Below are 21,600 nucleotides of genomic sequence, written 5' to 3' on the forward strand. Positions count from 1 at the left end.
CGTCGGCACGAGCAATCGCATCGAAGGCCGTGTCTGACCTATTCCGTTTCACCCAAGACCGCGCTACCGACGCAAGCTTCGCGCGTATTCTCGATCGCCAGCATGCCGTTCTCCAGCGCTCGGCTCTCTGCAGAATGTCTTTTCAATTTGGTGATGCGCCGCGCGACATAATGCGCCTGAGAGGACCGTCTCGACGCCGAACTCGGGTTGACGCGCGAATGAAGCGGCAATCGTTGCGCTGTTCGGTCACGGGCAAACCCAGATCGGGCGCGTTCGCAATGAAAACAAAATGACCATCGCGTCCACTGCCCCGCCCCCGACGCTTTTGTTGTCTGTCCCATGTGAAATTTGGAATGGCCAGGTCCCTTTGTTTCGCTTCTCCTACGCGGAAACGCTGATCGTGCCGTAACGCTTTCGCGAAACGGTGACCTGATCGCGCATCAATCATCAGGGGCTCTTCATGACCGCACGTTTCCCAATGTTCTCGCTCTCCCGGCGCCGCCTCCTCGCTGCGGCCTCCGTGATTGCAGCAGCGACCGTGACGGCAACGGCGGGCCTCTCTCCGGCGCGAAGTGCCGGCGCTCCACCGAGCGGCGGCGACATCACCTTCCTCATCGACTCGCTCGGCAGCACCTGGATTCCGAACAACAGCGCAATCTCCAGCTTCCAGGGCCACATCTGGGGCCACGTGACCGACAAGCTCGTCTATGTCGATGCCGACGGCAAGGTCAGCCCCTGGATCGCCGAAAGCTGGGAGCAGAACGGCGAGGCCACACAGTTCACCCTGCGCCTCAAGAAGGGTGTGACCTTCTCCGACGGAACACCGCTCGACGCGTCAGCCGTGGTCGCCAATCTCGACATCTGGCACGCAGGCCGGCGGAACGAGGGGATCAATCCGATCGGCCTCTTCCCGAAGACTTACGACCACGCCGAGGCGGTCGATGCAGCCACCGTGAAGGTTGTCTTCAAGGCGCCGACGCTCGGGTTTATCCCGACGCTCGGCTATCACGGCTCGATCCTCATCTCCCCGAAAACGATCGCGCAGCCCGCCGCCCAGCAGGCTGATCTGGCCAAGACATCCGGCAGCGGCCCGTATGTGGTCGCTTCCTGGAAAGAGGGCGACTTCGTCAAGCTGGTCAAGCGCAAGGACTACAATTGGGGGCCGGCAGCCGTCGCCCACACCGGTCCGGCCTACCTCAACTCGATCACCTACAAACTGGTGACCGAGCCGTCGCTGCGGGTCGCCGCTGTCCAGTCGGGACAGGCCGATGTCGCCTACAGCCCCTCACCGCAGGAACTGAAATCGCTCAAGGAAGCGGGCTTCACGATCGCAACCCCGCGCTATCTCGGTTTCGTCAACGGCCTCGCGATCAACACCAAGCTGGAGCCGTACAATGACGTGAAAGTGCGCCAGGCTCTTCAAGCCGGCATCAACCGGAAGGAGATCATCGACACCGTCTATACGCCCGACTGGAAGCTGGCGACGTCCTTCATCCAGAGCAACGTGCCGGGTGCAACCGACCATAGCGAGCTCCTGGCCTACAATCCCGGCAAGGCGGAGAAGCTTCTCGACGAAGCCGGCTGGATCAAGGGTGCTGGCGGCATCCGGACCAAGGACGGCAAGCAGCTGTCGCTGACGCTCCACTCCAACCCCTATCTTGCGACGGCAAAGTCGATCGACGAGCTCATCGCCCAGCAACTCGGCAAGCTCGGCTGGAAGGTCACCATTCGCGCCTACGACGTCGTGACGTTCGGCGAGAAGGTCCGGTTCGGCGGGCCGGCCGTGCCGGCCTACGAGGTGACGCGCAGCTTCATCGACGCCGGCACGGTGGCCAGCATCCTCACCGACGCCAACAACGGCGAGAACTGGTTCAACCTCGGCGACAGCGACAAGAAGCTCAATGAACTGCGCGACAAGATCGCCGGCGCTGCCTCTTTCGGCATTCGCAATCCGCTGCTCGACCAGTTGCAGACCTACGTTCTCGAGCAGGGCTATTTCATCCCGCGCACGCAGATCGTCCAGCGAATCTACGTGCAGTCCCCGAAGCTCAAGGGGGAGGTCTACAACGGCATCGCCTACGCCAGCTATTACACGGCAACGATCGGCGAGTAATCCGCAGTGCAAACAAGCAACGTGAGGAGGCGACCGGCATGAGAAGCGCCTACCTGTCCTATGCCGCGAAGCGCTTCGCCCAAGCCGTCGTCGTTATCCTGCTGGCTTACGTCTTCACCTTCGTCGTCGTCAGTATTTTGCCTGGTGACCCCATCACCAACGTGCTGCGCGACCCGCAGAATGGATTCAGCGAGGATCAGATCAAGGAGATCATCGCCGCCCAAGGCCTGGACCGGCCAATTCCGATCCAGCTGTGGGCGTCCTTGTCCAACTTCATGACCGGCGACCTCGGCCTGTCGATGCGATCCAACCGGCCTGTGACAACTCTGATCGCCGAGGTTCTCCCTTCGACACTGATCCTTGCATCCGCAGCTTTCGCCATCGCGCTGCTGCTGGCGGCCACGATCGCCTACGGCACCCAGTTCCTTCCGAAACGGTTCGGCCAGGGCTTGCTGCGTGGCTTCCCATCGTTGTTCCTGTCGGTGCCGAACTTCGTGATCGGCCTGGTGCTGATCCACATCTTCGGCTTCCAGCTCGGGTTCTTTCGCGTAATCGCGCCGGACAGCTTCTGGGCGACCTTCTTCGCCGCGGTCGCGCTCGGCATCCCCATCTCCGCACGGATCACCGAGGTGCTGATCGCGAACCTCGACAACGAGTCCGAGCAGGAATACGCCGCCGTTGCGCGCAGCCGTGGGCTCGGGCAGATGCGCCTCTTTGCCAAGCACCTGCTCAAGCCGTCTTCGCTCCCGGTCATCACCGTCATCGCACTCGCCATCGGTGAGCTGCTCGGCGGTTCGCTGATCACCGAGACGGTGTTCGGACGCACCGGCATCGGCAGCCTGGTGCAGCGTTCGGTGAGCACGCAGGACCTGCCTGTCCTGCAAGCGGTCGTCTCGCTTGCGGCAGTGGTGTTCGTGCTCGTCAATTTGATCGCCGACCTCGTCTACCCGCTGCTGGACCCGCGCGTGAAGCTGATCGGCGGTCGCAAGGTCCGCCCGACCACCGCCGACGAGAGCTCCACCAATCTTTCCCAGGCGGTGACGCCATGACTGCCGTCTCCGTCTCGCCGGCCTCGCGCATCACGGCGATCAGCCGGCTGACAGCCCTTCGCGTGCCGCCAACCGTCGCGCTCGCATTCGCGGTCATCCTGATCGTAATCGCCTGGTCGCTCGCGCCGAGCTTGTTCACGAGTCATGATCCCGCCAGCGGCGTCCCCGCTGACAAGCTGCTCAGCCCCAGCGCAGCGCATTGGTTCGGCACCGATCACCTCGGTCGCGACCTCTATACCCGTGTCGTCTATGGCACGGCCTCCTCGGTGACGAGCGCGCTCATCGCGGTCGTCATCGCCGCGGTTGCCGGCGGGCTCATCGGCCTCCTGGCCGGCTTCCTCGGCGGCTGGGTGGACATCGTGCTCGCCCGCCTGGTGGATGTGCTGCTGGCGATCCCGAACTTCCTGCTGGCGGTCATCGTCGTCACCGCGATCGGTTTCGACACCACGAACGCTGCGGTTGCGACCGGCGTCTCGGCGGTCGCCGTGTTCGCGCGGGTGATGCGCTCGGAAGTGATCAAGACCCGGCAGGCCGTTTTCGTCGAGGCGTCGTTCCTGATGGGCGGCTCGCGCTGGCACATTCTGTTGCGGCACGTGCTGCCGAATGCATCGCGCTCGGTGCTCCCGCTCGCGGTGCTGCAGTTCGGCCTGTCGATCCTGGTGATCGCCAGCCTTGCTTTCCTCGGCTACGGCGATCCGCCTCCCGCCTCCGACTGGGGCCTGCTGATCTCGATCGGCAAGGACTACCTCAAATGGCCGTGGCTGGTGTACGCCCCCGCCTTCGTCACGATCGCGACCGTCCTCTCCGCAAACAGGATCAGCCGATGGCTCCGCAAGACAGACTGACCGCCACGTTCACCCGCGCCGACCGCGTCGCGCCGACGCCGCTGCGGTCGATTCCGCAGCTCCGGGTCGACGGCCTGTCGGTCTCCTATGGGCCGCACGAGGTCGTAACCAACGTGAGCTTTGAACTCGGCCGCGGCGAGAGCCTCGCCCTCATCGGAGAGTCCGGTTCCGGCAAGTCGACGATCGCCCGCGCGGTGCTGCGGCTGCTCCCCAGCGGCGGGCACGCCACCGGCCGCGTCGCGTTCGACGGCCAGGAGGTGCTCGGGATTTCCGAGCGCGGCTTCCGGCCGCTGCGGGGACGAGCCATCGGGTTCGTCCCGCAGGACCCCGCCAACTCACTCAACCCGGTGCGGACGATCGGTGCCCAGGCGCAGGAGGCGGCTGCGCTGCTCGACGAGCCCGACAAGGCGATCCGCAAGCAGCTCATCCTGGAGACGTTCGCCCAGGTTGGGCTCGACACCCCCCTGCGTGTCTACGACTCCTACCCGCACCAGCTGTCCGGCGGCATGCTCCAGCGCGTGCTGATCGGCCTTGCGATCCTGCCACGGCCGGCACTGCTGGTCGCGGACGAGCCGACCTCCGCGCTCGACGTCACGATCCAGAAGCGGATCCTCGACCTGCTCACGCGGCTGCAGCACGATCTCAAGATCAGCCTGCTGCTCATCACGCACGACCTTGCGATCGCCGCCGAGCGAGCGGACTCGCTCGTGGTGCTCAAGGACGGCGTCATCCAGGAGGCTGGCCGGACCGCCTCCGTCTTCTCCTCGCCGGCGTCGGCCTACGCAAAGAAGCTGCGCGCGGATGTCCCGGCCCTCAACCCCGACCGTTACGCCGCACTGCGCGACACGGGCTTCCGTTCCCTCAAGACCGGCCAGGCACCGAAGATCGAGGTCAGCGCCGTCACGAAGACCTTCACAGTCGACGGCAAGGCGCTGACGGCCGTCGACGATTTGTCGTTCAGCGTCCCTGCTGGCACCACGCACGCGCTGGTCGGCGAATCGGGCTCGGGCAAGACCACGACGGTTCGGCTGCTGCTTGGACTGGAGGGACCCGACACCGGGAGCATCTCGGTCGCAGGCGAACAAATCACCGGCCGCTCGCCCGAGGCACTGCGGACGGTGTGGCGCCACCTTCAGCTGGTCTACCAGAACCCCTTCACCTCGCTCGATCCGACCTGGACGATTGAGCGGCTCGTGCGCGAGCCGCTCGATCGATTCAAGATCGGAACGCGAAAGGAACGGGATGAGCGCGTCCGCGAAGCGTTGGCCAATGTCGGACTTGGCGAGCACCTGCTCTCCCGCAAGCCCGGAGCCCTGTCAGGTGGCCAGCGCCAGCGCGTGGCCATCGCCCGGTCGCTGGTCCTCAAGCCCGACGTGATCGTGCTCGACGAACCCACCTCCGCGCTCGACGTCAGCGTCCAGGCCGGCATCGTCGAAGTCCTGCTCTCGCTACAGGCTACTCTGGGCCTGACCTACGTGTTCGTGTCTCATGACCTGGCGCTGGTGCGTCAGCTCGCCCACACCGTCTCCGTGATGCATCGCGGACGCATCGTCGAACACGGGACCGTCGCCGACATCTTCGACAACCCTCAGCAGCCCTATACGAGGTCGCTGCTGGCGTCGATCCCGTCGGGTGGCAACGATGTCGCACACATGCGCACGCGCGCCTTCGGTTGATCATGACCGCGGATTGAATAAGCCGCGGAAGGCCCCTGCCCGCTCAGTTCTCATCATCCAGTGCGAGCACGGCAAAGCTCGCGAGCCAGTGCTCTCCCATGTAGTGACCGGCGATATGGGGGAGGCCTGCGGCCAGATGCTCGCGCGCCGCTTCGTGAGCAACGACGCGGCGGGGGTCGCCTGCCGGCAAGGCGTCGCCGAGAGAGCGCCAGCACCAGGCGCGGCTGAGATTGAGTCCGTCGAGATGAGCGATCTTGCCGTCGGTGCGATCGGTGACCGTCGCAGGCTTGAACAGCGTTGCCGGCCGCTGTTCGACCAGCCGCGGCAGAAACCGATCGAACCAGGGCAGGAACGCGTCCGGAGGCAACAGCCGCCGCATGCATTCGGCCTCGATAAGAGCCGAGGACTGGAAGTCGTCGCCGCTCGGCTCCCCCCAGGCGGGGCAGTCGGTGTCCTCACCATACCAGCGCTGGCCAGTCTCGTGCAGCAACCTGGCGAGCGCTTCATCCTTTTTGATGCCGGCGTAGTCTGCCGCCATCCGCAGGCCAAACGCCGTATTGAAATGCGTGCCGACGCGTACGGGATAGAACGCCAACGGCAGGAAGTCGCGAAAGCGTTGCGCGATGACCTCGGCCAGCGGCGCGAGATTGCGGCTCCAGCGATCGTCAGGCTGGAGCGCCAGTTCAGTCGCGAGCTTCAGGAGCCAGGCCCAGCCATACGGCCGCTTGAAGCCGCGGGCAGTCGGGCGGGCGAAGTAAGCACGTTCGGCGGCGACCTTCTCGGGCACGAATTGCGTATCGAAGAGAGCGCGGATGTCGGAAGCTGCCGCAAAGTCGGGAAACCTGCGCAGCAGTCGCGCCAGCATCCAATAGCTGTGGACGCAGGAATGCCAGTCATAACTGCCGTAGAAGATCGGATGCAGCTGGCTCGGCGTGCGGGCATCCGCAGGTTCAGCCAGCGCGTGGTCAACGTTATTGGGATATTCGCGCCCGACATGGCTGAGCGCGATGTTGGCAAAATGCGAGGCATGTTCGCGGGTAAGACGGGGCGTGGTCACGGCTTGGCCTTTCCAGTGTTCCGGCCGATCAATGTCTCGATCAGGCGCGGCAGGAGGTAGATCGGAAATTGCGTCGCGGCGAAGTATAGCGCCATGCGTGGCGAGGCGGCAGCACCCAGCGCCGACCAGACCAGGCCGACATTACGGTTGCCGAGGATGAGCCCGACGGTCAGCCGCTGGCCCAAATTGCCCGGCAGCAGCACGGCACCAGCTGCTTGAAGGGCGATATTGCAAGCGAAGGCGAGCCCGAGGCAGAGCATGGCGGCCTGCACATCTGCCGCGATCTGCGCGCGAATGCCAGCCATCGTCGCCACCGCAAAGACGAGAAGCGCCGCGACGATGATCCCGTCGACCATCCCGCCATGGGCCGCCAGCACCGGGGCTGCATGCCGGCGGACCAGGAAAGCCACCCCTTCGGCGCCGCCAATCAATAGCGCCAGACGAAGCGCGAGCTCGAGCGCGCTGATCTCGAGCCCGCCGAACCAGCCTGCAAGAAGCGGCACGGTGACCGGAGCCAGCACCATGGACAACACCGTCACCACGAGCGGCACCGCACCGTCGAGCCCGAGCATGCGTGCCACTGCTGCCGTTCCGCTCGATGGCGGCGCCGAGACGGCGAGCACCGCCGCAAGCGCGATCTCCGGACCAAGGTTCAAGGCGTGACCGGCAACACCGATCACGAGCGGACAGGCCACCATGACGACAGCCGGCAAGAGCACGGAAAGCGATGGCCGTCGCAGCGTTGCGACGACGGCCTGACTGTCGATCCGCAACAGCGTTCCCAGCACGATCAGGAAGATCGTGATTGGCATCAGGGGGTGAGCGAGGTCCGCAAGAGCCGGAAAGGCCAATCCAAGCAGGACGCCAAGCGCCAGCAATGTCGGTCCGCGCGGGATGAAGTGCAGGAGTGAGGATCGCATACGCCGCGCCCAATCATGTCGTCTTCGCCAGAAGACCACACCCCGCATCATTCTTGAAATCGATTGTTATTATATCTATCATCGTTCAAATGAATTTGGTTTCCGTCGACCTCAACCTCCTGGTCGCCTTCGAGGCGCTGATGGAGGAACGCCATGTGACCCGCGCCGGCCAGCGCATCGGCCTGGCGCAACCGTCCATGAGCAGCACGCTGACGCGGCTGCGTGCGCTGTTTGGCGATGAGCTCTTCGTGCGCTCGGCCTCCGGCATGCAGCCGACGGCCAAGGCGCTGGCGCTGGCGCGGCCGATCAGCGACGCTCTGGGGCAGATCAGGGGCGTGCTCGAACCGACATCAGCCTTCAATCCGGCAACAGCCCGCCATCGCCTGTCTATTGCGGCGACCGACTATGGCGACCTCGTCGTGGTGCCGCGACTGGTCGAGGCGTTGCGGCGGGAGGCGCCTGGTATCGATCTCGTGGTGCGCCCCATCATTGATCCGGCCGCGAGTGTCGCAAGCCTGGAACACGGCGATGTCGACGCGCTGATAGGTGGCCATCTTCCCGCTTCCCCGCGCATCATCCGATCCACGCTTTTCACGGAGAGTTTCGTCTGCATTCGCGACGCCAAACGCGCCAAACTGAAAGCCCGTCTCACCAAGGACGATTACACGCGGCTTCCGCATGTGCTGTTCTCCTCCGCCGGCGGCGACGGGCTTCCCGGCGCAATCGACACGATGCTGAGCCGGCACGGACGCAAGCGCCGGACCGCAATCACGCTCGCCCATGTCGTCGCGGTGCCGTTTGCCGTCGCCGGCACCGATCTCGTGGCAACCATGGCCGAGCGCGTCGCGCGCCGCTTCGCGACAGCCGCCGGCGTATCTGTCGTTCCGATTCCCTACGATGTGGAGCCATTCACCATCGACCTTCTCCACACGCGCCGCGCCATGGCCAATCCGGCGCTGCGCTGGTTCATCGAACTGGTCAATCGCGTCTGTGGGACGCTGTCGCGATCGGCGGGCCGGCAGCAGGCTGCTATTTCCGCTCAATCAGCTGCGCGATCTCCCAGACATGGCCTGAGGGGTCGGCAAAGGACGCAGTTCGTCGCCCCCACGGACGGTCGATCGGGCCATTGAGCAGATCGACGCCAATCTCCCGCAGGGCTGAACAGACCTGGTCGACGTCGACGACCCTGATCGTCAGGAGTGCGCGCGCCCCTGCGGAGGACTGCGCGACACGCAGCGGCTCGACAAGCGGCGGTGCCTGAGACGCGTCGAGAAGATTGACCAGGAGCCCGCCAAATCGAAGCACGGATGAGACCGCATCCTCCCAGACCGTCTCGGACGCGAAAACCTTGGCGTAAAACGCTTTCGACGACGCAATGTCATCGACGAACAATGTGATGACTTCAACTTCGCTTGGCAGACCATTGACCATGTCGCCCTGCTCCTCACCGTTGCTGCGGCAGCCTGCACAAGCGTGACAAGCCGCCTGCCGCTATATCTCACGATGTTAGAGCATGGCGCAATTCGGCTAGCCGGGTCATCGGCCCGGCTCGGAAGCCTCGATCCCTAATTGAATAGATCCGGTTCCGCCTCGGTGATCCAGTCCCACAACGGCTGGAAGCTGAAATAGCCGCCCTTGTGCGTTCCGACCTGCCGCGAGGTCAGGCTGGCGATCTCGTGCGGGATCGGCTTTGGCGTTCCGGCGGCTTCCGCAAGCAGCTGGGCGCGCGCAGCATTGTCCATGGCGATGTACCACCAGGCGGCAGCCTCGATGGTCGGTCCGACCGTGAGCAGGCCGTGGTTCTGCAAGATGGCCGCCTTCTTCGATCCCAGCGCGTGCGCGATCTTGCGGCCCTCTTCCGCCTCCAGCACGACGCCGGAGAACGGATCGAACAGCACGTGATCCTCGTAGAAGGCGCAGGAGTCCTGCGTCAGCGGATCGAGCAGGCGGCCGAGCGCCGACCAGGCCTTGCCATAGGTCGAATGGGTGTGCGCGGCCGCGATCACCTCAGGATGCGCGGCGTGGATCGCGGAGTGAATCACGAAGCCGGCCTGGTTGATCGGCTTGACCGATCAGGATGTTGCCATCGTGATCGACGAGCTGAAGGTCGGAGACCTTGATCTGACTGAAATGCTTGGACAGCGGATTGATCCAGAACCGCTCGGGGAACTCCGGATCGCGCACGGTGACGTGGCCTGCGAGCCCCTGATCGAAGCCGTAGCGCGAGAACAGGCGGAATGTTGCGGCAAGCCGCTGTTTGCGGTGCAGCCGCTCTTCCTCGAACGTCGCGGCCGGCGTGCGCTCGACCAGAGAGTATTTCTTGGGCTTCTCGACGACCTTGTTCATTGCTGCGGTTTCCTTCTCTAGTACTCGAGATTCTTGTCGAAGACGTCGGCCAGCGCCACGCCATGCGCATAGGCATCGAGGTTGACCAGCGTCTTGTCGGCCAGCCGCTTGGCATCCTCGCCACCCGTCCATGACACATGCGGGGTCAGGACGACCTTGGGATGGCGATAGATCGGATCGCCCTCCGGCGGCGGCTCGGGATCGGTGACGTCGAGCGTCGCGCCGGCAATCCGCCCCTCGTCGAGCGCCTGCAACAGCGCACTCTGATCGACGATCCGCCCACGCGCGACATTGATTAGGTGCAGCGACGTCTTGGCCCGCGCCAGCACATCGGCGTTGATCAGACGCGCGGTCTTGGTCGTCGCCGGCAGAGCAAGGACGAGATGATCGGAAACCGCGACCAGTTCCTCGATGCTATCAACCGGCTGGATGCCCGGAAGGACATATGGCCAGGCCGAGCGCCTGAGAACCCTGATGTTGACACCGAACGGCTTGGCCCGCTCGGCGACTGCGCGGCCGATCGCGCCGAAACCGGCAATCCCGATCGTCTTGCCGGTGAGCGAGCCCAGCGGACTGATCTTCCACTGCTCGCGGCTGCTCGGCCGGATGTCATGGATGCGCTTCTCGAAGCCGAGAATCGCCGCAAGGACGTATTCCGCGATCGGATCAGCCGAGATGCCGCGGCCGACCGTGACCACGGGACCGTCGAGCAGCCACGCCGGAAAGAAATCGACTCCCGTCGATGCGGTCTGGATCCAGTGCAGGCCAAACGGCCAGCCGGCCGGCTTCTCCGCAGGCGCCTTGTGCCAGCCCACGAGCGGCCGCGTCAGCAGCACGTCGGCTTCGGGAGCAACCTCCCAGGGCGCGCGATCGGCGGAATGATCGATGATCAGCGGGCGCGACCAGTGATCGACCAGCGCCGCACGAATGTCCGGGCCAAGCTGATTGACGATGATCGGCGATCGCACGCTGGTGGAGGCGCGCTGGTTTTCAACTCGGGGAGTGTTCATGTCACGCAGTCACGATGGCAACGATCCGGATATGCTAGGCGTTTGCGGCAAGATAGTCCTTTCAAAGATGACGGGTGTCTTGCAACAAGAGGACGACGCGCTTCGGCAAGACAAAAGGATTTGTCTCTGGAGCCCTGGCGCCTCTGCGGGGGCTCGCGCCCGACGCGGCAAAGGCTCGAACCCGAGCCCTGCTGATTAAGAGCCAGTTGGTCCCATCCCAGGACGTCGCGTCATTGATCGACTAGGTCGCAGTTAGCTGCGTGAGTGCAAAGAAGCTGCGCTTTCCGCGACCAATCCGCCTGCTGAAAAACGCCTGCTCACATTGGCCTGCGCAAATTTTTTTCTCGATCTCCCGGTGCATACGTCATGCACACGCCGCCCCTTAACTGATTGAAACAATCTAACCCTCGCTCCAATCCATCACGGGCCACTTTCTAACAACAGCGAAGAAGAGCGAGCCCTGTCCAACGTGAACCGCTCGATGCCGCAGTCGGTCGTCGCGGCGCTTCCTGTTCAGGAGTCGAATCCAACGGAGTGACCTCGTGGAACTCGAATACCTCACGCAGGAGGGCGTTTCCGCGCTGGCGCAGCACAAAGCTTAATTTCGCGACAGCAGGGCATCACTGATCTTCTCGGCCGCCATGATCACGGGAATGTTGGTATTGGCCGTCGGCAGCCGCGGCATGATCGAAGCATCCGCCACGAAGATATTGTCGCTGCCGATCACCAGCCCTTCCGGGGCGACCACCGCTTTCGGGTCGGATGGATCGCCCATGCGGCATGTCCCCACGGGGTGCCAGACGCCGAACACGCTCTGTCGCACGAAGGCTTCCAGCGCGCGGTCGTCCGCCAGCGTCGCCTGGAAGGCCGTGCCGTTGAGCAGCACAAGGCGGATCAAGAGCTGCCTGAGGCCCGCGGGCACGTCGAGCATCGGGCCGAGGATGGAGGCGACGATTCGGTTGGCCGTGCCATACCGGCTCAGCCGCTTGATGCGCGGGGAATAGGAGGCCGGGAAGAAATCGGCCGCCTCGGGGTTGAGCGCGGAATGAACGATAAGCTTCGCGAGCAGCCGGACCGACGCAACCATCCGCTCGAGATCGCGATCGTCGGACAAGAGGTTGAGATCCACGACCGGATAGGTTCTGGGATCGGGCGTCGCCAAGGTGAGCGAGCCGCTCGAATACGGCCGGTTGCACCAGAGGAAGTAGAGCCCGAGCCGCGTGCCCAGCGCGTGCCAGCCGCCACGGGCCGAGGCCGTGATGTACATGTCGGAAGCATCGCAGCCCTGATGTCCCGACGAGAAGCGCATCGCCGCGAAATTGGGACGCCGCCGGGCAAGCGGCAACCGCAACCGCCGCGGCAAATATTGACAGAAGGTCAGCGCGGGATGATCGCGCAGATTGCTGCCGACGCCGGGCAGATCGATCGCCACGGGAATGCCGAGCGCTTGCAGCGCCGCACCCGGGCCGATGCCCGCCCGCATCAGGATCGCCGGCGATTGCAGCGCGCCTGCGGTCAGGATCACGCGGCCGGCGGCGACGGCGAGCTTCTGCCCGCCCCGCGCGACCACGACGCCCGTCGCGCGGCGGCCATCGAGCTGGAGTTGTTCGACCTCGCTGTCCGCCCAAATGATCAGGTTCGGCCGCGCGCGCGTTGCTGCGTCGAGATATCCGGTTGCGGTCGAGACGCGCCGGTCATTGCGATTGGAGAAGGCCGGCGGAAAGATGCCGTCCTCGAACTCGCCATTCTGGTCCTTTCGGAACGGCAGGCCGGTCGCCGACAACGCTTCGCCGACGGCGTGGCCAAACGGCGGCATCGCCTCGCGCGCGATGCGGCGGATCGGGATCGGGCCGTGCTTGCCATGCAGCGGGCCGTCGAAATCCAGATCAGTCTCGAGCTTGAGGAAGTACGGCAACACATCCGCCCAGCCCCAGCCCCGGGCACCGAGATCGCGCCACTCGTCATAGTCGCGCGGCAGGCCGCGATTGGCCGATTGCACGTTGATGCTGGAGCCACCGCCCATCACCCGGCCCTGCTCGTAGGCGCGGACGACCGGCTTGCCCTCGGCATTGCGGCCGGCGGCCGCTGACAGGCCCGGCCAGATGTATTTGTCGCCGAAGAACAGCGTCATCGGATAGCTGTCGAGTATTTCCGGCGGCGTCGCCTCGGGCGGCGTGTCCATCCCGGCTTCGATCAGAAGCACGCGACGGCTTCCGTCTGCGGAAAGCCGATTGGCGAGCACGCAGCCCGCCGACCCGCCGCCGACGATCACGTCGTCGAAATGCAGCCCATCCATTCCCGTCTCATCGCGCAATTCGATGGATCGGCGCGGCCACGAATGCGGCCGCGCCGATTTGGCTCAGCGGAAGTTACCCTTGGTCTCGGGGATCACGACCGCCCCGATCAGGTAGATCACGAACACGCCGACCGCGAAATAAGCCAGCGACATCGGGATCTCCGCAGGGCTGCCGCTCACCAGCGAGACGAAGGTCGGCATCATGCCGCCCAGCGCGAAGCCGATGTTCCAGGACAGGCCCGTTCCGCTCGCGCGCAACGCGGTCGGAAAACGCTCGTTGAGGAAGATCAGCACCGGCGCATAGCCGGCATTGCCGATGAAAGCGATGGCGAGCGCATAGAGCGTGATTTGCGTCGTGTCCTTGGTCGCCGCGAGATTGAGATAGCACAGCGGCAGCAGCACCGCGGCCAAGACACCGATGATGAGGAACGTCTTCTTGCGGCCGATACGATCGCTCAGCGCGCCGACCAGCACCGCGGAGAAGAACGCCGACACGCTCGCACCCATCAGGATCAACGACGAGGTCTGGTTCGGGACCGCATTGATGACTTTCAGGAAGCTCGGCAGGTAGCCCGAGGTCAGGTAGTAGCCGGCGCCGCCACCGAAGGTGATGAGAAGGTTGACCAGCAGCACGCCGCGATATTCGCCGGAGAACACGTCCCTGACCGGCGCCTTCGAGACCTTCGCCTGCTTCTTACCCTGCTGGCGCTTGAGCTCCTTGAAGTAAGGCGACTCCTCGAGGTTGCGGAAGATGAACCAGCCGAGCAGCGAGCTCAGCAACCCCGAGAAGAACATGAAGCGCCAGCCCCATACCGCGAAGGCATCGCCGGGGAAGATCGAGGACGTGATCAGGAAGATGAAGGACGCGAGCAGCGCACCGATGCCGGCGCCACCGCCGCCGACCAGACCCGACATCGCGCCGCGCCATTGCGCCGGCACCGACTCGGTGCCGATGGTGTGGGTGGAGGCCACGACGCCGCCGACGAAGATGCCCTGCACCAGACGCAGGATCAGGAAGAGGATCGGCGCGATCACGCCGACCTGGGCGATGGTCGGCAGCAGGCCGAACGCCGCCGTGCTGATGCCGACGCCGATGATGGCGATCAGCATGGCCTGCTTGCGGCCGTGCACGTCGGCATAATGCCCGAACACCGCCGAGCCCAGCGGCCGCATCAGGAGCGTCACGGCGAAAGAGCCGTAGACCGCAGCCAGCGACAGCGCTGGGTTGCTCGACGGAAAGAACAGCGCGCCGACGACCGGCGCCACGTAGAGCAAAATGAACAAATCGAACAGATCCAGCGCCCATCCGAGCACCGATGCGATGATCGCATTGACCATCTGCTTGTTATCCGCCGACGCCTGTGCGCCCGCGGCCGGCATATCCATCTCAGCCATGCTGTTTTACCTCCCCCGTTTTGATAGAGCCGCGGTTCGCGTCATTGCGACCCGCGGCAGTTTTGTCGCGCATCAGCGCCCGGTGAACTTCGGCGGACGCTTGGCGTTAAAGGCTTCGACGCCTTCCTTGAAGTCTTCCGACTGCCGCAGGCGGCTGTAGCAATGGCCTTCGAGCTCGATGGCGATCGCGAGCGTCGAATCCTCGGTGTCGTTGAGCAGCTTCTTGGCGGTGCGCTGTGCCAGCGGCGAGAAAGTGCGGAGCTCGTCGACCAGCTTGTCGGTCGCCTTCTCCAGCTCGGCATCCGGCACACACTCCGTGGAGATGCCCCAGTCGAACGCCTGCTTGGCCGAGATACGCTTGGAGCGCATCACGATGTCCTTGGTGCGGGTGATGCCGACCATCTTCTGCAAGCGAGCCGAGCCGCCCGAGCCCGGGATCTGGCCGAGCTTCTGCTCCGGCAGCGCGTACTGCGTGGTCTCCGAGGCAATGCGGAAGTCGCAGGCGAGTGACAGCTCGAAGCCGACGCCGAAGCAATAACCGCGGTTGGCAACGATCACGGGCTTGGCGCAGCGCGCCGGCGCGGCGATGTTCCAGGCGAGCTTGGAGACGTGCTCGGGGCTCGCCTCCATGAAGCCGCCGATATTGCCGCCGCTGGAGAAATGCTCGCCCTCGCCGCGCACCACGATCACGCGGACGCGCGGATCCTCGTCCAGCGTCTCGAAGGTCAGGCGCAGCTGGTCACGCTGCGGCATCGCCACGACGTTGTAGGGCGGCCGGCCCAGGATGATATCGGCCCGCTCATGCGCCTCATCGATCTCGACCTTGAACCCGTCGAGTTTTGCGAGTCGAGGATCGGTAAAATTGTAGGCTGACGGCATGTTGGTTTCCTTCTGTTGATTGTAGATGAGTGATGATCAGGCGGCGTCTGATGGCGGCAGGCGCTCGGCTTCGTATTCACCGGCGACGAGCAGTCGCCGCAGCAGTTTGCCGACCGGCGATTTGGGAATGGCGTCGACGAAGACGTAGCGGCGCGGCCGCTTGAAATTGGCAAGGCCCGTGGTCCGGCAGAACTGCTCCAGCTCGACGTCCGACACAGGGCGATTGCGCTTGACGAAGGCGGCTACGACCTTGCCCCATTTCTCGTCGGCGACGCCGACCACTGCGACCTCGTCGACCGCCGGATGCAGCGACAGGCAGCTCTCGATCTCGACCGGCGAGACGTTCTCGCCGCCGGTGATGATCATGTCGTCGACGCGGCCGGTGACGAACAGGTCGCCGTCGGGATCAACGAAGCCGGTATCGCCCGTAAAATACCAGCCCTCGCGCAGCGACTTGGCGTCGGCTTCAGGGCGGCGCCAGTAGCCCTCGAAGGCCTCGTCGCCGGCCAGCGTCGCGATGATCTCGCCCTCCTCGCCGACCGCGGCAAGCTCCGCGACCGACTTCGCTCCGATGCGCACGACCTTGACGTGCTGGTTCAGCCCCGCCTTGCCGGCCGAGCCGGGCTTTGCGGCGGCGTTCTGGTCGATCGTAAAGGTGTAGATCTCGGAGCTGCCGTAGTGATTGACGAACAACTCTGGCTTGAACGCCTCGTTCAGCTTCTTGAGAAGGCCGTCGGTCATCGAGGCACCGGCGAAGCCGAGCTTGCGGACGCTGGAGACGTCGGTCCTGGCAAAGGCCTCGTGATGAACGAGGTCGTGATAGAGCGTCGGCACCAGATAGAGGTTGGTGATCTCCTCCTTCTCGATCAGGGCCAGGGCCTGGTGGCTGTCATAGCGCGGCAGGCAGATGAAAGTGCCGCCGATCAGCGACATCGCCAGCAGCGAGCGGACGCCCATGGTGTGGTAGAGCGGCATGACGCCGAGCGTGCGCTCGCCGCGGCCGTAGAGATTTTGCGCGACATGGGCGATCGCCGCGGCGCGTTCGGCGCGATGCCGCCGCGGCACGCCCTTCGGCCGCGAGGTTGTGCCTGACGTGTAGAGCATGATCGACCAGGCATCGGTGCCGACACGCGGCTCGGCGTCCGGCGCGCTGTCCTTGATCAGATCGGCAAAGCTGGTGGCCTCCCCCGTCCCGGGATCGACGGAAACACGCAGCAGCTTGCCTGCCAACCCCGAGCCCTGCACCGCCTCGGCAGAGATATCCTGATAGACGATCGCGCAGGCTTCGGCGTTCTCGATGCAGTAATCGAGCTCGTCGGCCTTGGCGCGCCAGTTGATCGGCGTGATCACGAGGCCTGCGAACTGGCAGGCCCAGTGCAGCGTCGCCGCTTCCCAGTGGTTTTGCAGCAGCGTGACGACGTGATCGCCGGGCTTGAGGCCAAGGCGGTCGAATGACGCCACGAGCGCAGAGATCTTGCCGTACCATTGGCGGTAGGTCAGGCGGAGATCGCCGTCGACAAGCGCAATCGCATGAGGATCGCGCGCGGCGCTGGCCATGAAGCTGCTGGCGAGATCAAGCATCGGACGTCTCTTTTTTGGATGAAGCGAGTTCGGCGGCGGCTTCGAGCGCCGCCTGGATGATCGGTGTGTAGCCGGTGCAGCGGCAGATATGTCCGCTAAGGAGGTCGCGGATCTCGGCCTCGGTCGGCGCCGGGTTCCTGGCGAGATAGTGGTCGAGCGACATCAAAATGCCGGCGGTGCAGAAGCCGCACTGGAGCGCGTGGTTGCGGCGGAACGCCTGCTGCAGCACGCCGAGCCGGTCCGCCGACGGCGCGAGGCCTTCGACAGTCTTGAGCTCGCAACCATCGACCTGCGCGGCGAGCGTGAGGCACGACCGCGTCAGCATGCCGTCGACGACAACAGTGCAGGCACCGCAGACGCCGTGCTCGCAGCCGACATGGGTGCCGGTCGCGCCCAACTGGTGACGCAGGAAATCGGACAGCAGCATGCGCGGCTCGGCCTCGCCCTCGACCGGCTTGCCGTTGAGCGCGAAACGGACGGCATGGCGCTGATCTGCCTTGAGACGGGTCATTGCAGCACCTCGCCGATCAGATCGCGACCGATCATGCGCACGAGGTCGCGGCGGTAGCGCGCGGTGGCGTGGACGTCGTCGCGGGCGCCAAGCTCGTAGGCAAAGTCATTGAGGGCATCGTCGAGCGCGCTGCCCTCCAGCCGCGGCCAGTCGCGCGCGGTCGGAACGTCGGCGACGCCGCCGACTGTGAGGCGCACGCCCGTCGGTGTCTTCATCGCGGCGCAGGCGACGATGGCGAAATCGCCATGGCGTCGCGCGACCTCGCGGAAGACGAAGCGCGATCCCTTGACGGCGGGCAGCGAGATTCCTTCGATCAGTTCGTCATCGGCGCGCGCGGTCAGCATCATGCCGGCGAAGAAGTCCTTGGCGGCAACGCGCCGCCGCCGCTTGGCGCTGCGCAGCAACACCTCGCCGCCGAGCGCAACCAGCGTCAGCGGCATCTCGGCGCTGGGATCGGCGTGCGCGAGCGAGCCGCAGATGGTGCCGCGGCTGCGGGTCTGCATGTGCCCAACCCATGGCAGCGCCAGCGCGACCAGCGGCAGCGCCTCGGCGAGGTCAGGCCATGCCAGGAGGTCAGCCTGGCGCACGCCGGCGCCGATAGTGACGGCATCGCCCTTCCGCTCGATCTCGCGCAGCTCCCTGATGCGCATGATGTCGATCAGCAGTTTTGGCTTGGCGAGGCGCATGTTGAGCATCGCCATCAGCGACTGCCCGCCCGCGAGCACGCGCGCATCGCCACCCTGCTGCGCGAGTCCTTCGAGGACATCGCCAAGGGTTTCGGCACGGAGATAGTCGAATGCGGACGGTTTCATCGGCGTCCCCCGAACAGGCTCGCCACCTTTGCCAGCAGCGCGAAGAGCGAGAAGCCGCCCTCCGCACCACCACCGCCGGCCTTGCGGGCGAGCGCAGTGAAGAACTGGCCGATGATGACGCGCGTCGCGCCGTCGAGCAGGCGACCGCCGATGCTCGCCACCTTGCCGCCGATCGCGGCGTCGTAGCTGTAGGTCAGCTTCGTTCCGCCATTGCCGTCGGGCGCGAGCGTGATGCGCCCCTCGGCATTGCCGAAACCGAGCGCGCCGGTGGCACCGCCGCGCAGGGTGACCGCGCGCGGCGGATCGAGATCGAACAGCTCGACGTCGGCGCGATAACGCCCGCTGACCGGGCCAATACCGAGCGTGACGTCGGCGCGGAAATGCGTGTCGGTGATCTTGTCGACGCGCTGGCAGCCGGGAATGACCGATTGCAGCGTTGCGGGATCGAGCAGCATCGCCCAGACCTGCTCGGGCGCCCCCTTTACCGAGGCCTGCCCCTCACCGCGCAGCCGCCGGTCGCCTTCGCGCACAGGCGCGGCAGTCGCGCCGCCAGCGGGAGGCGGCGGTTCGGCACCGCGCACCAGCTCTGCAAGCCGCGCCGGCACCAGCGGCAAGGTGATATCGGCAATGCCGAGCGCGTCCGCGACTGCATTGGCGAGGCAGACGGGTGTGGACATGCAATTGCCCTCACCGACGCCTTTTGCGCCGAGCGGCGTGAACGGCGACGGCGTCTCCATGTGGATGATCTGCGGCTCCGGCACCTCTGTCGTGGTCGGCAGCAGATAATCGGCGAGCGTTCCCGTCAGAAAGCTGCCGTCCTCGGCGTAGGCATATTCCTCGTAGAGCGCGGCGCCGAGCGCTTGCGTAAAGCCACCGCGGATCTGGCCGTTGACCATGGCGGGATGCAGGATGGTGCCGCAATCGTGCATGGTGACGTAGCGGTCGATTCGCGTCTCCAGCGTCGTCGGATCGATCTCGACGCCGCAGAAATCGAAGATGAAGCCGTGGCAGAGCGAAGAGTTGATGCGGTCGTCCTCGTCGGGCGGCGTCAGCTCCGGCGGCGTCCAGAACACGGTCTCGCGGATGGTCTGGCCGGCATCATCAGGCAGCGAGCCCGGCGACCAATGGCTGAGCGCCGCGACGCGCGAGAACGCGATCCGGTTCTCCGGATTGTGCCTGGAGGCAACGAAGCCTTTCGCAAACACGATGTCGGCGGCTTCGACGTTCAGCTGGCTGGCGGCGATGCGGGCGAGCCTGCCAGCAACGCGCTCGGCTGCGATCTTCGCGGTACCGGCCACGGCTGCGGCGAAGCGGCTGGCGTAATTCCCTGACGCAATCGACCAGGCATCCTTGGCGGTGTCTATCTCGGTGTTGACCCGGATGTCTTTCGGCTGGAGGCCGAAGACGTCGGCAACCACCTGAGACAGCACCGTGCGATGGCCCTGCCCCTGCGGCACGGAGGCGACGTGAACCGTGACGCTGCCGACCGGGTCGAGCCCGACGGTTGCGGTTGCCTGCGCGCCGTTCTTGGGACCTGCCTTGCGGCGCTCGGCCGCCGTCAGCACGGTGGTGATGTAGCCCATGTTGGAGACGCTGGGCTCGACCACCGCGGTGAAGCCGATCCCGTAGAGCCGCCCCTGCGCTCGCGCCTCGTCCCGCTTCGCCTTGAGCGCAGCGAGCCTGCCCTGCTCGACTGCGAGCGCGACGGCTTCCTGGTAGTTGCCGGAGTCGAGCAAGGCACCAGTCGCTGTGCGATAGGGAAACGCGCCGGCGTCGATCAGATTGCGCTTGATGACATCGAGCGGATCGAGGCCAAGGCCGATCGCGATCCGCTGCACCAGGCGCTCCAGTGCGAAATAGACCTGCGGGCCGCCAAAGCCCCGGTTGAGACCGGTCGGCGTCTTGTTGGTGACGACGACGCGGTTGCGGATCTTGACGTGACGGATGTCGTAGGCGCCGGTCAGATTGCCGTGCATGCGGTAGAGCGTGGCAGGCTCAGGCGCGCGCAGATGCGCGCCGCAATCCTCGACCTGGTCCCAGTCCAGCGCGAGGATCTTTCCGTCGGCTGCGACCGCCGCCGACAAAGTCGTCGCGCGGTTGGTCGCCGACACCGACGCGGTCAGATGCTCGAGCCGGTCCTCGATCCACTTGACGGGCCGGCCCGTGACACGCGCGGCCGCGGCGATCAGCACGATATAGGGAAACACGCCCTGCTTGACACCAAAGCTGCCGCCGGAATCCGGCGGCGTACGCAGCCGCAGCCGGTTGCCCGGCACTTTCAACGCGCGCGCAATCACGGTGTGGATGCTGAACGGGCCCTGGAAATTGGCGAGCACCTCATAGGCATCCTCGCCCGCATCGTGCGAGGCGACGACCCCGTAGGTCTCGATCGGCGTGCAGGAATTGCGGGGATAGCGTATGTCGATCGAGAAGCGATGCGGCGCGTCCGCGAAGGCCTTTTCAGGATCGCCGTACCGGAAATGGCGGTCACTGGCGAGATTGCCGGGAAAGCCTTCGTGCAGTACCGGCGCGCCTGATACGAGCGTCCCGAGCGGATCGACGACAGCAGCCCGCGGGCGATACTCGACGTTGATCAGCTCGGCCGCATCCTCGGCGCGCGCACGGTCAGTTGCGACGACCAAAGCGACCGGTTCGCCGACATAGCGCACGCGGTCCATCGCGATCGGCCAACACTCCACCGGCGCCTTCACGCCGACGACGAGGCTCGTGGTGACGGCCTTGACGTCGCTGCCGGTCAGAACGGCTGCAACGCCCGGCAGACGCTTGGCGGCTTCAACATCGATGGAGAGAATATCGGCATGCGCATGCGGCGAGCGCAGGATCGTCGCGTGCAGCGTGCCGGGCTGGACACCGAGATCGTCGATGAAGCGGCCGCGGCCAGAGAGCAGCGCGGCGTCTTCGACGCGCTCGATCGAACGCCCGACCCACGGCTCATCGCCACTTCCCGGATTTGCGGATTTGACCGCCTGCAACATGTCCCGGCATACCTCCCGACGCGTTCTTTGACGCGACGATGACGTTTGTCAGGACTGGGGGTGCGGGAGCCATACCGCCCGCTCTCACGACTTACCAAATCGTCTCATTCGAGA

General features: G+C 65.2%; 18 protein-coding genes. 5 read left to right on the plus strand and 13 right to left on the minus strand.

All coding sequences use genetic code 11. The features are described 5' to 3' along the window. The first annotated feature begins 460 nt into the window (after positions 1-460). Genes AB7531_RS28990 through AB7531_RS29005 form a run of 4 tightly spaced genes read left to right on the plus strand, consistent with a single transcriptional unit; the run spans position 461 to position 5,683 of the window. Positions 461-2,113, plus strand: a complete 1,653-nt coding sequence (locus tag AB7531_RS28990; RefSeq protein ID WP_063984183.1) for an ABC transporter substrate-binding protein — start codon at positions 461-463, stop codon at positions 2,111-2,113. Positions 2,114-2,151: 38 nt separating this feature from the next. Beyond that, positions 2,152-3,162, plus strand: coding sequence for an ABC transporter permease (locus tag AB7531_RS28995; protein WP_063984184.1), 1,011 nt, complete (start codon positions 2,152-2,154; stop codon positions 3,160-3,162). Beyond that, the gene (locus AB7531_RS29000) at positions 3,159-4,007 is read left to right on the plus strand and encodes an ABC transporter permease (RefSeq protein ID WP_063984185.1); all 849 of its coding nucleotides are present in this window, start codon (positions 3,159-3,161) and stop codon (positions 4,005-4,007) included. Before AB7531_RS28995 ends, AB7531_RS29000 begins: the two co-directional genes overlap by 4 nt. Next, positions 3,986-5,683 (plus strand): ABC transporter ATP-binding protein, encoded by a 1,698-nt coding sequence (locus AB7531_RS29005; protein ID WP_063984186.1) that lies wholly within the window; start codon positions 3,986-3,988, stop codon positions 5,681-5,683. The genes AB7531_RS29000 and AB7531_RS29005 overlap by 22 nt, the downstream gene beginning before the upstream one ends. Before the next feature lie 43 nt (positions 5,684-5,726). On the opposite strand, the gene AB7531_RS29010 is transcribed toward AB7531_RS29005, so the two are convergent. Then, positions 5,727-6,740 carry a DUF2891 domain-containing protein gene (locus tag AB7531_RS29010; protein WP_063984187.1) on the minus strand — a complete coding sequence of 338 codons (1,014 nt, stop codon included), beginning with the start codon at positions 6,738-6,740 and terminating at the stop codon, positions 5,727-5,729. Further along, positions 6,737-7,660, minus strand: coding sequence for a hypothetical protein (locus AB7531_RS29015; RefSeq protein ID WP_063984188.1), 924 nt, complete (start codon positions 7,658-7,660; stop codon positions 6,737-6,739). Before AB7531_RS29015 ends, AB7531_RS29010 begins: the two co-directional genes overlap by 4 nt. A gap of 89 nt (positions 7,661-7,749) precedes the next feature. On the opposite strand from AB7531_RS29015, the gene AB7531_RS29020 reads away from it, so the two are divergent. Beyond that, positions 7,750-8,790, plus strand: a complete 1,041-nt coding sequence (locus AB7531_RS29020) for a LysR family transcriptional regulator (protein ID WP_441280200.1) — start codon at positions 7,750-7,752, stop codon at positions 8,788-8,790. Here AB7531_RS29020 and AB7531_RS29025 read toward each other — a convergent pair. The 11 genes from AB7531_RS29025 to AB7531_RS29075 form a co-directional block, all read right to left on the minus strand. After that, positions 8,690-9,091: a VOC family protein gene (locus tag AB7531_RS29025; RefSeq protein WP_063984190.1), complete on the minus strand. Its 402-nt coding sequence runs from the start codon at positions 9,089-9,091 to the stop codon at positions 8,690-8,692. The genes AB7531_RS29020 and AB7531_RS29025 overlap by 101 nt on opposite strands. Positions 9,092-9,225: 134 nt before the next feature. Beyond that, on the minus strand, positions 9,226-9,702 hold the full coding sequence (locus AB7531_RS29030; protein ID WP_256376420.1) for a class II aldolase/adducin family protein: 477 nt from the start codon (positions 9,700-9,702) through the stop codon (positions 9,226-9,228). After that, on the minus strand, positions 9,668-10,006 hold the full coding sequence (locus tag AB7531_RS29035; protein WP_256376421.1) for a class II aldolase/adducin family protein: 339 nt from the start codon (positions 10,004-10,006) through the stop codon (positions 9,668-9,670). Before AB7531_RS29035 ends, AB7531_RS29030 begins: the two co-directional genes overlap by 35 nt. A 17-nt stretch (positions 10,007-10,023) precedes the next feature. Next, positions 10,024-11,016 (minus strand): NAD(P)-dependent oxidoreductase, encoded by a 993-nt coding sequence (locus AB7531_RS29040; protein WP_063984191.1) that lies wholly within the window; start codon positions 11,014-11,016, stop codon positions 10,024-10,026. A 598-nt stretch (positions 11,017-11,614) separates the two neighbouring features. After that, complete coding sequence (locus AB7531_RS29045) at positions 11,615-13,312, minus strand: GMC family oxidoreductase (RefSeq protein ID WP_063984192.1); 1,698 nt, start codon at positions 13,310-13,312, stop codon at positions 11,615-11,617. A gap of 63 nt (positions 13,313-13,375) precedes the next feature. Beyond that, the gene (locus AB7531_RS29050; RefSeq protein WP_063984193.1) at positions 13,376-14,707 is read right to left on the minus strand and encodes an MFS transporter; all 1,332 of its coding nucleotides are present in this window, start codon (positions 14,705-14,707) and stop codon (positions 13,376-13,378) included. Between the two features lie 72 nt (positions 14,708-14,779). Further along, positions 14,780-15,586, minus strand: coding sequence for an enoyl-CoA hydratase/isomerase family protein (locus AB7531_RS29055; RefSeq protein WP_063984194.1), 807 nt, complete (start codon positions 15,584-15,586; stop codon positions 14,780-14,782). Between the two features lie 36 nt (positions 15,587-15,622). After that, positions 15,623-17,167, minus strand: coding sequence for an AMP-binding protein (locus AB7531_RS29060; protein WP_063984195.1), 1,545 nt, complete (start codon positions 17,165-17,167; stop codon positions 15,623-15,625). Continuing rightward, entirely contained in the window at positions 17,160-17,678 is a 519-nt protein-coding gene (locus AB7531_RS29065; protein ID WP_063984196.1) for a (2Fe-2S)-binding protein, read from the minus strand. Before AB7531_RS29065 ends, AB7531_RS29060 begins: the two co-directional genes overlap by 8 nt. After that, the gene (locus AB7531_RS29070) at positions 17,675-18,490 is read right to left on the minus strand and encodes an FAD binding domain-containing protein (protein ID WP_063984197.1); all 816 of its coding nucleotides are present in this window, start codon (positions 18,488-18,490) and stop codon (positions 17,675-17,677) included. Before AB7531_RS29070 ends, AB7531_RS29065 begins: the two co-directional genes overlap by 4 nt. Then, complete coding sequence (locus AB7531_RS29075; protein ID WP_063984198.1) at positions 18,487-21,486, minus strand: xanthine dehydrogenase family protein molybdopterin-binding subunit; 3,000 nt, start codon at positions 21,484-21,486, stop codon at positions 18,487-18,489. The genes AB7531_RS29070 and AB7531_RS29075 overlap by 4 nt, the downstream gene beginning before the upstream one ends. Positions 21,487-21,600: the final 114 nt, after the last annotated feature.

It is taken from the genome of Bradyrhizobium sp. 63_E2_N1_3 (genome assembly GCF_052076005.1).
Taxonomy (GTDB): Bacteria; Pseudomonadota; Alphaproteobacteria; order Rhizobiales; family Xanthobacteraceae; genus Bradyrhizobium; species Bradyrhizobium barranii.

Excerpts from the sequence above, each read along its gene's own strand:
- AB7531_RS29035 (WP_256376421.1), bottom strand. The coding sequence starts at position 10,006 with ATGAACAAGGTCGTCGAGAAGCCCAAGAAATACTCTCTGGTCGAGCGC.
- AB7531_RS29045 (WP_063984192.1), bottom strand. The coding sequence starts at position 13,312 with ATGGATGGGCTGCATTTCGACGACGTGATCGTCGGCGGCGGGTCGGCG.
- AB7531_RS29075 (WP_063984198.1), bottom strand. The coding sequence starts at position 21,486 with ATGTTGCAGGCGGTCAAATCCGCAAATCCGGGAAGTGGCGATGAGCCG.
- AB7531_RS29005 (WP_063984186.1), top strand. The coding sequence starts at position 3,986 with ATGGCTCCGCAAGACAGACTGACCGCCACGTTCACCCGCGCCGACCGC.
- AB7531_RS29015 (WP_063984188.1), bottom strand. The coding sequence starts at position 7,660 with ATGCGATCCTCACTCCTGCACTTCATCCCGCGCGGACCGACATTGCTG.
- AB7531_RS29025 (WP_063984190.1), bottom strand. The coding sequence starts at position 9,091 with ATGGTCAATGGTCTGCCAAGCGAAGTTGAAGTCATCACATTGTTCGTC.
- AB7531_RS28990 (WP_063984183.1), top strand. The coding sequence starts at position 461 with ATGACCGCACGTTTCCCAATGTTCTCGCTCTCCCGGCGCCGCCTCCTC.
- AB7531_RS29020 (WP_441280200.1), top strand. The coding sequence starts at position 7,750 with ATGAATTTGGTTTCCGTCGACCTCAACCTCCTGGTCGCCTTCGAGGCG.
- AB7531_RS29070 (WP_063984197.1), bottom strand. The coding sequence starts at position 18,490 with ATGAAACCGTCCGCATTCGACTATCTCCGTGCCGAAACCCTTGGCGAT.
- AB7531_RS29050 (WP_063984193.1), bottom strand. The coding sequence starts at position 14,707 with ATGGCTGAGATGGATATGCCGGCCGCGGGCGCACAGGCGTCGGCGGAT.
- AB7531_RS28995 (WP_063984184.1), top strand. The coding sequence starts at position 2,152 with ATGAGAAGCGCCTACCTGTCCTATGCCGCGAAGCGCTTCGCCCAAGCC.
- AB7531_RS29055 (WP_063984194.1), bottom strand. The coding sequence starts at position 15,586 with ATGCCGTCAGCCTACAATTTTACCGATCCTCGACTCGCAAAACTCGAC.
- AB7531_RS29060 (WP_063984195.1), bottom strand. The coding sequence starts at position 17,167 with ATGCTTGATCTCGCCAGCAGCTTCATGGCCAGCGCCGCGCGCGATCCT.
- AB7531_RS29065 (WP_063984196.1), bottom strand. The coding sequence starts at position 17,678 with ATGACCCGTCTCAAGGCAGATCAGCGCCATGCCGTCCGTTTCGCGCTC.
- AB7531_RS29000 (WP_063984185.1), top strand. The coding sequence starts at position 3,159 with ATGACTGCCGTCTCCGTCTCGCCGGCCTCGCGCATCACGGCGATCAGC.
- AB7531_RS29040 (WP_063984191.1), bottom strand. The coding sequence starts at position 11,016 with ATGAACACTCCCCGAGTTGAAAACCAGCGCGCCTCCACCAGCGTGCGA.